This window comes from Streptomyces genisteinicus (assembly GCF_014489615.1).
Taxonomy (GTDB): domain Bacteria; phylum Actinomycetota; class Actinomycetes; order Streptomycetales; family Streptomycetaceae; genus Streptomyces; species Streptomyces genisteinicus.
The window spans coordinates 624,511-637,223 of record NZ_CP060825.1; the positions used below are offsets into that span (position 1 = coordinate 624,511).

Annotated in this window: 10 protein-coding genes; 7 read left to right on the forward strand and 3 right to left on the reverse strand. The window is 75.3% G+C overall.

The window, feature by feature from the left end; genetic code table 11:
• The first annotated feature begins 148 nt into the window (after positions 1–148).
• Genes IAG43_RS02750 through IAG43_RS02760 form a run of 3 tightly spaced genes read left to right on the forward strand, consistent with a single transcriptional unit; the run spans position 149 to position 4,278 of the window.
• Complete coding sequence (locus IAG43_RS02750) at positions 149–2,500, forward strand: FHA domain-containing protein (protein WP_187739150.1); 2,352 nt, start codon at positions 149–151, stop codon at positions 2,498–2,500.
• Positions 2,501–2,506: 6 nt separating this feature from the next.
• Positions 2,507–3,289 carry an SH3 domain-containing protein gene (locus tag IAG43_RS02755; protein WP_187739151.1) on the forward strand — a complete coding sequence of 261 codons (783 nt, stop codon included), beginning with the start codon at positions 2,507–2,509 and terminating at the stop codon, positions 3,287–3,289.
• Complete coding sequence (locus IAG43_RS02760) at positions 3,289–4,278, forward strand: serine/threonine-protein kinase (RefSeq protein ID WP_187739152.1); 990 nt, start codon at positions 3,289–3,291, stop codon at positions 4,276–4,278. Before IAG43_RS02755 ends, IAG43_RS02760 begins: the two co-directional genes overlap by 1 nt.
• A 35-nt stretch (positions 4,279–4,313) precedes the next feature.
• Here IAG43_RS02760 and IAG43_RS02765 read toward each other — a convergent pair whose 3' ends face one another.
• The gene (locus tag IAG43_RS02765) at positions 4,314–5,591 is read right to left on the reverse strand and encodes a streptophobe family protein (RefSeq protein WP_187739153.1); all 1,278 of its coding nucleotides are present in this window, start codon (positions 5,589–5,591) and stop codon (positions 4,314–4,316) included.
• 158 nt (positions 5,592–5,749) lie between these two features.
• Here IAG43_RS02765 and IAG43_RS02770 point away from each other — a divergent pair, with 158 nt between their 5' ends.
• Entirely contained in the window at positions 5,750–7,075 is a 1,326-nt protein-coding gene (locus tag IAG43_RS02770; protein WP_187739154.1) for a DUF6777 domain-containing protein, read from the forward strand.
• 267 nt (positions 7,076–7,342) lie between these two features.
• Entirely contained in the window at positions 7,343–8,821 is a 1,479-nt protein-coding gene (locus IAG43_RS02775) for an extracellular catalytic domain type 1 short-chain-length polyhydroxyalkanoate depolymerase (RefSeq protein ID WP_187739155.1), read from the forward strand.
• Positions 8,822–8,944: 123 nt separating this feature from the next.
• Here IAG43_RS02775 and IAG43_RS02780 read toward each other — a convergent pair whose 3' ends face one another.
• Positions 8,945–10,396 carry a GH1 family beta-glucosidase gene (locus tag IAG43_RS02780; protein WP_187739156.1) on the reverse strand — a complete coding sequence of 484 codons (1,452 nt, stop codon included), beginning with the start codon at positions 10,394–10,396 and terminating at the stop codon, positions 8,945–8,947.
• Positions 10,397–10,612: 216 nt separating this feature from the next.
• On the opposite strand from IAG43_RS02780, the gene IAG43_RS02785 reads away from it, so the two are divergent.
• Together IAG43_RS02785 and IAG43_RS02790 are read left to right on the forward strand one after the other, a co-directional pair.
• Entirely contained in the window at positions 10,613–11,629 is a 1,017-nt protein-coding gene (locus IAG43_RS02785) for a LacI family DNA-binding transcriptional regulator (protein ID WP_187739157.1), read from the forward strand.
• A 144-nt stretch (positions 11,630–11,773) separates the two neighbouring features.
• Positions 11,774–12,172 carry a DUF6479 family protein gene (locus IAG43_RS02790; RefSeq protein ID WP_187739158.1) on the forward strand — a complete coding sequence of 133 codons (399 nt, stop codon included), beginning with the start codon at positions 11,774–11,776 and terminating at the stop codon, positions 12,170–12,172.
• Between the two features lie 287 nt (positions 12,173–12,459).
• Here IAG43_RS02790 and IAG43_RS02795 read toward each other — a convergent pair whose 3' ends face one another.
• Positions 12,460–12,618 carry a hypothetical protein gene (locus IAG43_RS02795; RefSeq protein ID WP_187739159.1) on the reverse strand — a complete coding sequence of 53 codons (159 nt, stop codon included), beginning with the start codon at positions 12,616–12,618 and terminating at the stop codon, positions 12,460–12,462.
• Positions 12,619–12,713 lie beyond the last annotated feature (95 nt).

Sequence of the window (12,713 nt, forward strand, 5' to 3'; positions counted from 1 at the left end):
CGAGGATGACCCGCCTCCGCGCGCCCCGCAACCCGCACGGCCCGCGCCCGGTCGGCCCAATCCGGCCGCGCACCACCTGACCTGCACACCCCCGGCAGCGTAGGCCCGCCGCCGGGCGACGGCCTGCGCAGATCGTTAGAATTCGGACATGGCAGAGCGGCCTCCCATGCCGACGGCGCCCGAACTCCTCGTGGAGACCGATCAAGGCTCCACGCTCGTGAGTCCGAGCCGGGACTACCACGTCGGCCGCGATCCCCTCAGCGACATCGTGATCGACGACTCGCGCGTCTCCTGGCACCACGCGGTGCTGCATCCCGTGGACGGCCACTGGACCGTCCAGGACGAGGACAGCACCAACGGCACCTACGCCGAAGGGCACCGCGTGCGGACCTGGGACGTCGGTCCGGGCAGCGTGATCCGGTTCGGCAACCCCGCCGACGGACCGCGCGCCACCCTCGTCGGCCGGACGCCCCCGGCACCCGCACGCCCGGCCCGGCCGTCGGCGGTGTCGATGCCCTCGGCCACGGGCACCTTCCGGCAGCCCACCAGTGTCCGGCCGCTGCCGGCGCGGACCGTGCGGATCGGCCGCGCGCCCGACAACGACCTGGTCGTCGACGACCTGATCGTCTCGCGGCGCCACGCGGAACTCCGCTCCCTGGACGGCGGCGGCTACGAGATCGCCGACCTCGGCAGCCACAACGGCACCTACCTCAACGGCCGCCCGGTGGACCGCGTCCCGCTGGCTCCCGGCGACATCGTGGGCATCGGGCACTCGGCGTTCTGTCTCGTCGGGGACGAGCTGCAGGAGTTCGTGGACACCGGCGAGGTCTCCCTGGACGTCCAGGGGCTCGCCGTCTCCGTGGACAAGGGCCGGCGCACCCTGCTCGACCACGTGTCCTTCCCCGTGGGCGAGAAGTGCCTGCTGGCCGTCGTCGGCCCGAGCGGTGCGGGCAAGTCCACGCTGCTCAACGCGCTGACGGGGCTGCGCCCCGCGGACGAGGGCACCGTCCTGTACGACGGCCGGGACCTCTACCGCGACTACGCGGAACTGCGCCAGCGCATCGGACTCGTGCCGCAGGACGACATCCTGCACGCCCAGCTCACCGTGCGCCGGGCCCTCGGCTACGCCGCCGAACTGCGCTTCCCGCAGGACACCGCCCGCGAGGAGCGCCGGGAGCGGGTGGCGGAGGTGATCCGCGAACTCGGCCTGGAGCAGCGGGCCGACCAGCCGATCCACAGTCTCTCCGGCGGCCAGCGCAAGCGGGTCAGCGTCGCGCTGGAGCTGCTGACGAAGCCCTCGCTGCTCTTCCTCGACGAACCGACCTCGGGGCTGGACCCGGGCATGGACCGCTCCGTGATGCACATGCTGCGCGGTCTCGCGGACGACGGACGCACGGTCGTGGTCGTCACCCACAGCGTGCTCAGCCTCGACGTCTGCGACCGGCTGCTGATGCTGGCGCCCGGAGGCCGGATCGCCTACTACGGCCCTCCCGACGACGCGCTCGCCTTCTTCGGGTTCGAGCAGTGGCCCGAGGCCTTCGAGGCGTTCGAGAACGACAGGGACCGCGACTGGGCCGGCACGTACCGCCGGTCGCCGTTCCACGAGCGGTACATCGCGGGTGCCACCCGGCAGCCTCCGCACACGGACGCGGACCGCGGCGGGCCCGTCGCGCCGCCGCCGACCGCGCAGAGCTGGGGCGCTCAACTGCGCACCCTGGTGCGCCGGTACGCGGCCGCGCTCAGCGCCGACCGGACGTTCCTCGCCATCATGGTGGCGCTGCCGTTCGTGATGGGCGCGATGGCCCGGGCCCTCGCCGGCAGCACCCTCGACCGGGAGACGGCGATGAACGCGCTGCTCATCCTGTGCGTCGGCGGTGTCCTCACCGGGGCGGCGAACGCGGTGCGCGAACTGGTCAAGGAACACGTCATCTACCAGCGCGAGAGAGCCGTCGGCCTCTCCAGATCCGCCTATCTCATGTCGAAGGTCGTGGTGCTGGGCACGGTCACGGTGCTCCAGGCCGTGGTGCTGACGCTCGTGGCGCTCGCCGGCGTGGACCTGAACGCCCCCGGTGGCGAGGGGGTGCTGATGCCTCCGCTGGTGGAGATCACGCTCGCCGTCGCGCTGCTGGCGTTCACCGCGATGATGCTCGGTCTCCTGGTGTCGGCCCTGGTGCGCAAGGAGGAGGTCACCATGCCGCTCCTGGTGCTCCTCGCGATCGTCCAGGTGGTGTTCTGCGGCGCGCTGCTGAAGCTGGACGGGGTGGCGGTGATCGAGCAGCTCGCGTGGCTCGTCCCCTCCCGGTGGGCGCTGGGCGCGATGGCGGGCACGATCGACCTGGGCCGGATCGTCCCGGGCGACCTGACGAAGGACGCGCTGTTCGAACACTCGGCCGCGATCTGGCTCCTGGACATGGGGATGCTCGTGGTCCTGTCGCTCCTCTTCGGCTTCCTGGTGGCCCGGCTGCTGCGACGGCACGAGCCGGCGATCATGCGAAAGTAGGCGCCTGTGACGAGCTGGGACTTCGCCCCCACCCATGTCGTCCCCCGGGCCGGTCTGCCCGCCTGGGAGGCCCCGGACGTCTCCCGCCCCACGATGCCGCTGGACCCGCTGCTGCCCGTGCAGCTGCTGGACCGCCAGGGCGACTGGGCGCAGGTGCTGTGCGTCAACGGCTGGTCGGCGTGGGTGGACGGGCGGCTGCTCGTCGCGGTCCCGGCGGACCCGCCGGCCGCGGGACAGCCGCCCGCGCGCACCGCGGACCCCCGGCCGCTGCTGGCCCGTGCCGACGAGGCGCTCGGACGGTACCGGCGTGCCGCCCAGGAGCTGGCCGACGGGCGCGTCGACGGTGAGACGTTCCGGGCGCGGACCCGCGGTCTGCGGGTGGGGATGGTCGTCGACGGGGAGTCGGTGTGGCTGTACGACGCGGAGCACGAGCGGTGGGTGCACTGCGACGGCCGGCGCCTGACGACGCTCGCCGCGTCGGCTGACCCGGCCGTCCGGCCCGTGCGGGACGACGGCGGCCCCGTGGCGGCGGATGCGGCGGGACCGGCCGATCCGACGCGGGTGGCCGGTGCGGACGGGCCGGGTGAACCCGCCCGGCAGCCGCCCGCCTCCGCCGGCGGCACGGCCCGCGCGGCCGGGGCGGACGCACCACCCCCCACCCGCGTCGTCACCGGCAACCCACCGGCCGACCCCGGCCCAGACCCCGACCCCAGCCCCGCCTCACCGCCGCCCACCCGCGTCGTCGGTGGAGACAGGCGGGCCGGGCAGGGCGGGCGGGGTGAGGGCTGATGGCGCCCGATTCCCCGCTGCCGGGTGGCCGCCCCTCGGAGCTGGTCGGGAGGCAGGTCGCCGACTACCTCGTCGAGCGCGAGATCGGGCGCGGCGGCATGGCGGTGGTCTACCGCGCGCGCGATCTGCGGCTGGACCGCACCGTCGCCCTCAAGCTGCTCGCCCCGGAACTGGCGCGCAACGACACCTTCCGCAAGCGCTTCACGCACGAGTCACGGGTGGCGGCGTCCATCGACCATCCGCACATCGTGCCGGTCTTCGAGGCCGGCGAGACGGAGGGGCTGCTGTACATCGCCATGCGCTACGTGGCGGGCCAGGACCTGCGGGTCCTGCTGGACCGCCGCGGGCCGCTGCCGTTCGCCACGGCCTGCCGCATCGCCGCGCAGGTGGCGTCCGCGCTGGACGCCGCCCACGCGCACGACCTGGTGCACCGGGACGTGAAACCGGGCAACATCCTCGTCGCCGAGGGCACCGACAGCGACCATCCCGAGCACGTGTACCTGACGGACTTCGGTCTGACCAAGAAGTCCCTGTCGCTCACCGGGTTCACGACGGTGGGCCAGTTCGTCGGGACGCTGGACTACGTCGCCCCGGAGCAGATCTCGGGCCGGCCCGTCGACGGCCGGTGCGACGTCTACAGCATGGGGTGCGTGGTCTTCGAGACCCTCACCGGCGGACCGCCGTTCCGCCGCGACGACGACATGGCCCTGCTCTGGGCCCACCAGTACGATCCCGCCCCCGCCCTGACCGGTCAGCGGTCCGGTCTCCCCGCGGCCGTCGACGCGGTGATGGCCCGGGCGCTGGCGAAGACGCCCGGTGAGCGCTTCGACTCCTGCGGTCGCTTCGTCGCGGCTCTGCGCGAGGCGGGGTCCGGACGCCCGGTGGTGCGGACGGCCACCCGCGTGGACGGCGCTCCCCCGCCCCCGGGGGCGCCGGGGCCGCCGCCGGATCCGCCGCGCTGGGCGCAGCCGGTCTTCCGGGGCCCGTAGTCCGCCGCGGTGCGGCGGGGCCGGGCCGGCGGAGGTCAGGGCCGGGCGGGCGGCGCCTCGCCGCGGCGGCGGAAGCGGGTCGCCAACAGACCGCAGACGAACCCGGCGAGCAGCCCCCATCCGGCGCCCAGCAGGAACGCCTGCCAGAGCATCGGCCGCAGTGACACCTCGCCCCCCAGGTCGCCGCCGAGGTCGCCGATCCCGAGCAGGGAGAGGCCGTAGTGGGCGGAGACCCGGGAGAGCAGGCACACCGCGGTCAGCGTCAGGGCGAGGGCGACGGCCATGTGCAGCGCGTGCTGCCAGGGCCGCACCCGCGCCGGCGAGCGGAGGGCCATGAGGAACGCCGCGCCGGACACCAGGAGCGCGGCGGCGACGAGCAGCCACCAGGCGCGGGCGTCGCGCTCGGCCAGCGTGCCGAGGTCCAGCTCGGCGAGGTCCCCGGTGCGCAGCACCTCGTCCAGGATCTGCGGCATCGGCAGGCCGAACGGTCCCTTGACGGTGCCCTCCCAGCCGGTGCCGAGTCCCACGGTCAGGGCGAGCCACATCAGGTTCGGCAGCCCGAGGAGGATCACGGCGAGGGTCTCGGCGGCGTGCCCGCGGGTGGCGGCGACGACGACGCCGATCACCACCCCGACGGCCAGGGTCGCCAGCAGCAGCGCGACCATCGCGTACGCGGCGGGGCGGACCGCCTCCTGGAAGCGCAGGAGTCCGCGCGGCAGCGGCGCGGCCGGGGACACCAGCAGGGCGAGCGCGAGGACGCCGGCCAGCCACAGCAGGCCGATGACGAGCGTCTGCGGGACCTCGGTGCGGAACCCGACGCGCGGTGTCGCGCCGAACGCGTCGATCAGGCCGCCGGTGGGGTCGTCGAACGCGATCGTGAAGGTGTGCCGCGCGACGACGGCGAGAGCGGTGAGGCCGAGGAGCCACAGGACGGCGACCCGCAGGGCCCAGCCGGCGAGTTCGGGGGCCGAGGCCACCGCGCGGTGGCGCAGCGGGCGCAGGAAGAGCAGGCCGGCGACGAGGGCGCCGACCACGGTCACGGAGAGGGGCAGCGCGTCGAGGGCGGCGTCGGACCGGGCGATGTCACCGGCGTCTCCGGCGATCTCGACCGAGCCGCCGACGGCGAGGACGACGACCGCGGCCACGACCCGGGGGAAGGCGCCGTCGGGCAGATCGGCGGCGCCCGCGGCCCACAGGCCGAGTGCCGCGGTGACGATCATGGCGAGGTAGGCGGCGACGACGGCGAGCAGGGCCTGCGGCCAGCCGTGGGCCGCGCGGGTGCGGGCGGGCTTCGTCGTTGCGTGCTGACTCACACGGCCACGCTAAGCAGGGCGGGCGGGGCCCGCTCCCCGTGGTGGGCCGACCGCGTCCGCTTGCGGGCCCCGCGGAGTGCGCGCACACAATGAACAAGGGTGCGCGGCCCGGCGGGGCGTTCCGTATCCCCGCTCCCCGCCCCCGGGAGGTAGTGCCCGTGAGCATCGAACCGCCGTCATCCGGACGCCCGGCAGGCCCGCCGTCGGGCCCGCTCTCCGGTCCGTCCCAACCGGGCGCCTCAGGCCCGCCGTCCGGCCCGTCCCAGGGATCCGCGCCCGGTTCCGCGGGCCCTCCGTCCGCGACCGGCGGGGGCGCGGGGCCCGGCGGGCCCCCCAGCGAGCCAGGCGGGCCGGCCGGGGGTGCGCAGCCCGAGGAGCCCGGCGGGCCGCAGCCGCCCCGGCGGCCGTGGTGGCGGTCGGCTCCGCGGATCGCGGTCGTCTCCTGCCTGGTCGTCGCGGCCGTGGTGCTGTCCGTCGTGCTCACCCGGCCGGACGGCGGCGGATCCGGCAGCGGTCAGGGAGAGGTCTTCCTCCAGGCGGCGGGCACCAGCGGACCCGATCCGTTCACCGAGTCGACCGCGCGGGACTCCTCGGCGGATCCGTCGCCCGGCGCCACCGAGCCCGTCCCGAGCCGGTCCGGCACCAACGTCACGCGTGCGGTGCGCGGTTCGTCCCCCGGGCTGTACGGCGGCACCAGGGACAGGGCGAGTTGCGACGTGGAGCGGCAGATCCGGGCGCTCGGGGCGGACCGCGCGAAGAACGAGGCGTTCGCGGGCGCCCAGGACATCTCCGCCGACCGGGTGCCCGCGTACCTGCGGTCGCTGACCCCGGTCCAGCTCCGCCTGGACACGAGGGTGACCAATCACGGCTTCCGCGACGGGAAGGCCACCCCCTACCAGGCCGTCCTCCAGGCGGGCACCGCGGTGCTCGTCGACGACCGCGGCGTGCCGCGGGTGCGCTGCGCCTGCGGCAACCCGCTGCTGCCGCCCGTGGCCCAGGACAGTACGCCGAAGCAGACCGGCACGCCGTGGCCCGGCTACCGGCCCTCGCAGGTCGTGGTGGTGACGCCCGCGCCGCGCGACGTGGAGACGTTCGTGCTGTACGACCCCCGGAGCGGCGAGTGGATCGCCCGGCCGGCCGGGGACACCGGCGAGCACGACAGGAAGACGAAGCCCCCGAAGGACACGTCCTCGCCCTCGCCTTCCGAGAGTTCGCCCTCGCAGGGGACCAGCGAGCCCGGCACGTCGTGCGCTCCGAACGGCGGCGGACCCGGCTGCCCGCCCGGTGACGAGTCCGGTCCGGCCTCCGACCCCGCGTCGGAGCCGCCGCCCGGCGAGTCCCCCGCGAGCCCCGCGCCCGAGCCGCCGCCGGCGTCGCAGCCGCCCCCCGGGGAGCAGTCGGCTCCGGCACCTGGCTCCGAGGCGCCGGCGCCGGGCTCCGACGCTCCGGCGCCCGGGTCCGAGGCCCCGGCGTCACCGGGCTGACGGAGCCGCCTCGGCCGCGTGGCCGTCCCGGTGCCGACACGCGCCGGGGCGGCCCCGGCGCGTGTCGCGGGAGTCCCTCGTCGACCGGTCTGCCTCCGGGCGGACGGAACCGCCTCCGCGACGCCGCGCCGTAGCAGCCCGGGACCCGCTCGCGCAACGGTGTGCGACACGCCGTCGGCGGCCCGCGCTATGGGCCGCCGTCCCCTGTCAGGCCGCGGACGTCCCTTCCTACTGTGACCGGCATCTCAGCGACCCGTGGAGGTTCCGATGCCCGTTCACCCGTACCGGAGGGAAGGCGGCCCGTCCCAGCGCGTGGCCGGCCGCCTGCTCGCCGTCCTCGCCGTCCTGCTCGGCAGTCTGTGGCTCACCCCCGCGCCACAGGCGCGGGCCGCCGTGACCCTCGAACGCGTGACCGCCTTCGGTGCCAACCCGGGCGCCCTGGAGATGTACGTGTACCGGCCGGCGTCCCTCGCCCCCTCCCCCGCCGTCGTGGTGGCGCTGCACGGCTGCACGCAGAGCGCGCAGGTCTACGCCGACAACTCGGGGCTCACGACGGTCGCCGACCGCCACGGCTTCCTGGTGGTGTTCGCCGGCACCACGTCGGCGAACAACATCAACAAGTGCTTCAACTGGTTCCAGACCACCGACAACCGGCGCGGCCAGGGCGAGGCCGCCTCCGTCCGGCAGATGGTCGCCCACGCCGAGAGCGCCTACGGCGCCGACCCGTCTCGCACCTTCGTGACCGGGCTGTCGGCGGGGGGCGCCATGACCTCGGTCGTGCTCGCCGCGTATCCCGACGTGTTCGAGGCCGGTGCGGTGGTCGCCGGGATCCCGTACGACTGCACGAAGGACAGCGGACCGTTCGTCTGCATGAGCCCGGGGACGGACCGCACGCCCGCCGTGTGGGCACAGCGGGTGCGCGACGCGTATCCGTCGTACGGCGGGCCGTGGCCGAGGGTCGCGGTCTGGCACGGCGACGGCGACGCCACGGTCGCCCCGGTGAACGCGACCGAGCTGCGGGACCAGTGGACCGCCGTGCACGGGACGGACCAGACCCCGGACCGGTCGGACACCATCGGGCCCAACGGCACCCGGCGGGAGCAGTACACGGACTCCGGCGGCCGGGTGGTCGTGGAGGTCGACCGGGTGCCCTCCATCGGGCACGGCACCCCCGTCGACCCGGGGACCGGGCCCGACCAGTGCGGACGGACCGGCACGGCCCACTTCATCGCCTCGATCTGCTCCAGCCGCTGGATCGGCGAGTTCTTCGGGCTCACCGGCGACGGCGGCCAGGAGCCGGGCGCGCTGCCCGCGCCGACCGGGCTGACCGCACAGGCGGTCTCCGACACGTCGATCGCGCTGCGGTGGGAGGCGGTCGGGGGCGCGGCGGACTACGCCGTGCACCGGGCCGGCGGCAGGGTCGCCGTCGTCTCCGGCACCACCTGGACCGACACCTCGCCGGCGCCCGGTTCCACCCACACCTACACCGTGGCGGCACGGGACGCGGCGGGGACCGAGGGCACCCGGTCCTCGCCGGTCACCGCGACGACCACGGGAGCGGTCGCGGTGTGCCGGACCGCCAGCAACTACGCCCATGTGCAGGCGGGCAGGGCGACGACCACCGGCGGTCTGGTGTACGCCAAGGGGTCGGGACAGGCCATGGGCCTCTACAACACGTTCGTGACCCACACCCTCAAGGAGTACCCGGCGGGCCACCACACCGTGGCCGACGGGGGCTGCCCCTGAGCCCGGCCGGCCCGGGCCCGGCCGCGTGCGCTCGTGCGCGCGGCCGGGCGGCGGGCGCACGGGACCGCCCCGGCACCGGCCACGGGGGCGGCCGGTGCCGGGGCGGCCGGTCGGCCCGTCCGCTCAGGCCAGGGGGTCCAGCCTGCCCGTGCGCGCGAGCTCCGCGTACCAGCGGGCGCTGGACTTGGGGATGCGGGTGCCGGTCGGGTAGTCGACGTACACGGCGCCGAAGCGCTTGCTGTACCCGTACCCCCACTCGAAGTTGTCGAGGAGCGACCACAGGAAGTAGCCGCGCACGTCGACGCCGGACTCGATGGCGCGGTGGACCGCCTCGAGGTGGCCGTGGAGGTAGGCGACCCGGTCGGGGTCGCGGACCTCGCCGCCGGGATTCACGTAGTCGTCGAAGGCGGCGCCGTTCTCGGTGATCATCATCGGGGTCCCGGGCAGGTCGGCCGAGAGGCGGCGCAGCAGGTCGTACATGCCGCTCGGGTCGACCGCCCAGCCCATGGCCGTGGTGTCGCCGGGCGGCAGGTGGAAGGCGACGCCGGAGGCTCCGGGCCAGGGGCTGTGGGCGCTCCGGCCGTGGCCGTCCGAGGTGTGGGTGGCGCCGTCCGGGGAGGCGGCCGACACGACGGTGGGGGTGTAGTAGTTGACGCCGAGGAAGTCCAGCGGGCGGCGCGCGGTCGCGGTGTCGCCGTCGTGGACGAACGACCAGTCGGTGAGTCCGGCGGTGTCCTCCAGCAGGTCGTCCGGGTAGGCCCCGTGGAACATCGGCCCGGTGAAGATCCGGTTGGCGAGCGCGTCGATGCGCCGGACGGCGTCCGCGTCGGCGTCGCTCGCGGTCAGCGGCCGGACGTGGTGGACGTTGAGCGTGACGGAGACCTGGGACGCGGACGGCAGGGCGGCCCGCAGAGCCTGGACCGCCCTGCCGTGGCCCAGGTTGAGGTGGTGGGCGGCGCGCAGTGCGGCGACGGGGTCGGTGCGCCCGGGGGCGTGGACGCCGGAGCCGTAGCCGAGGAAGGCGCTGCACCAGGGTTCGTTGAGCGTCGTCCACGTGGTGACGCGGTCGCCGAGCGCCTCGGCCGCCAGCTCCGCGTAGGCCGCGAAGCGTTCGGCCGTGACGCGCTCCGGCCAGCCGCCGGCGTCCTCCAGTTCCTGGGGCAGGTCCCAGTGGTACAGGGTGGCGACCGGCTTGATCCCCTTGTCGAGGAGTTCGTCGGCGAGCCGGCGGTAGAAGTCGAGGCCGCGCTGGACGGCGGGGCCCCGGCCGGTGGGCTGGACCCGGGGCCAGGAGATCGAGAAGCGGTACGCGCCCACCCCGAGATCGGCCATGATCGCGACGTCCTCGCGCCAGCGGTGGTAGTGGTCGGTGGCGATGTCGCCGGTGTCCCCGTTGCGGACCCGGCCCGGGGTGCGGGCGTAGGTGTCCCAGATGGACGGGGTGCGGCCGTCCAGCGCCGCGGCGCCCTCGATCTGGTAGGCGGCGGTGGCCGTGCCCCACAGGAAGTCCTGCGGGAAGGTGCGGGAGGCGGCGTGCTGGTCGTCGGGCGCAGGGCGGCGGATCGCGGTGGCCACGGGGTTCCTTTCCCGGAGGGCGTGGAGGTGGGTACGTTCCCATCGCTGGGTGGGAACGTACCCAATCCGGGGTGGGAACGTACCCACCCGATGTCCGGAAGACTGACGGGCGGGCGCCGCCGGTGTCAAGAAGCCGGTGGCCGCGGGGCCGGGAACACCTCCGGCTCTGGCACAATGCGCCAGGTGGACGGCCCGGCCGAAGCACGAGGAGGGTCCATGGGGGGCGGTCAGCGACCGACCATCAAGACCGTCGCCGCACGCGCCGGCGTGGGCCGCACGACGGTGTCGCGGGTGATCAACGGCTCGACGCTCGTCAGCGACGAGGCGCGCACCGCCGTGATGACCGCGATCGCGGAACTCGGCTACGTACCGAATTCGGTCGCCCGCGGCCTGGTGACCAGCAGGACCGACTCCGTCGCGCTCGTCGTCCCGGAGTCGGAGAGCAGGCTCGGATCGGAGCCGTACTTCTCCGCCGTCATCCGCGGGGTGAGCACCGGGCTGGCCGACACCCGCACCCAGCTCCAGCTGGTCCTGGTGCGCGACGCCGGCGAGCGGGACCAGCTCACGCGGTCCGTGACCGAGCGCCGGGTCGACGGCGTGCTGCTGGTGTCCGTCCACGCCGACGACCCGCTGCCCGGCCTGCTGGAGGAGATGGGGCTGCCGACGGTGCTCGCGGGCCGCCGCTCCCCCCACGAGTCGCTGAGCCATGTGTACGCCGACAACTCGGGCGGCGCGGCGTCGGCCGTGCGGCACCTGCTCGCGGGCGGCCGCACCACCGTCGCCACGGTCGCCGGGCCGATGGACATGGACGTGGGCCTGAGCAGGCTGCACGGCTGGCGCCAGGCGCTGGACGCGGCGGGCCACCCCTCGGGCGACGGGCTGGTCGCCGTGGCCGACTTCACCGAGGAGGGCGGCCGGCGGGCGATGGGCGAGCTCCTCGACCGGATCCCCTCGCTGGACGCCGTCTTCGTGGCCTCCGACGTGATGGCGGCCGGCGCCCTGCGCGAGCTGCGCGACCGCGGCAGGAGGGTGCCGGACGACGTGGCGGTGGTGGGCTTCGACGACTCGTTCCTGGCCCGCCACACCGACCCGCCGCTGACGACCGTGCGCCAGCCGGTGGAGGAACTCGGCGTGACCATCACCCGGCTGCTCCTGGCGGAGATCGCCGACCCGGCGGCGCCCCGGCAGCACGTCGTGCTGCCGACCGAGCTGGTCGTCCGCGGCTCCGCCTGAGGAGTGCCCCGCAGCGGTCGGGGCGACTGCGGCCCGGCGGGCCGCCGCGGCCGTGCGCGGCGGGCGGCCTCCCGGCCTTCCCGCGATGTAGGACGTACGGGTCGAAAGCTGTCACATCCGGAGCAAACTGGGTAGTCGCTATCCATGACCACTCACAGTCCTTCGGCGCAGGGCGCCCTCACCGATCTCGCCGCGGGCGAGGGAGCACCGGCAGTGATCGTGTTCCTCCTCGTGGTGGTCGGCCTGCTGGTCCTGCTGGTGTGGATCGTCTGGCAGCAGGGGGCCCGCAAGCGCCGGGACGCGGCACCGAGCCGTGACGAGATCCCCGCGCCGCCCGACCACCGCACCCACCTCGAGAGCCGTCTCGAACCCGACGAGGTGGACCCCAGCCAGGGCCACCAGACACCGGGGCGCCTGACACCGCACGAGATGCACGGCTACGGGAACATGGGCGCCCGCCCGTCCGCGCCCGAGCCGCCCCGGCCGGAGCCGGGCGACGGGGACGCCGCCCCCGGCCAGGGACGTCCGGACCAGGGCGCCTGACCCGTCGCCACACGGGCACCGCGCCGGGCCGCAGGCGCCCGGCGCGGTCTCCGCCTGCCCGCGGGAGCCGTGCGGCGTACGCCCGCGAATGCCGCACGGCCGGACCGGCACCGCCGGGCGGCCCCTGACAGTGCTGTGTCAGGGGCCGCCCGGCGGTGCCGTGACATCCCGGTGCCGGCACCCCCGGTGCCGTCGACATCCGGTGCCGTCGACATCCGGTGCCGTGACACCCCGGTGCCCGCACCCCCCGGCGGGGGGTGCGGGCACCGGGTGGACGTCTCGGTTCCTCAGTCGTCGCCGCGGACGATGTGCGCCTCGGGCCCCGCCTCACGGGGTTCGCGCTGCGTTCCGGCGTCGCGCCGGAGCACGGCGGGCCGGCAGATGCGCACCCGTTCGTCCTCGGGTACGCGGCTGGTGGTCGGTCGGGGGTGGGCCCGGGTGTCCACGGCCTCCATCTCCTTCGGTGTCCGGTGTCTGCGCGCCGGTCCCCCTTGTCCGGACGGGCGCGGCACACGCCACGGACCGGCCCCGGGGGTGGTGC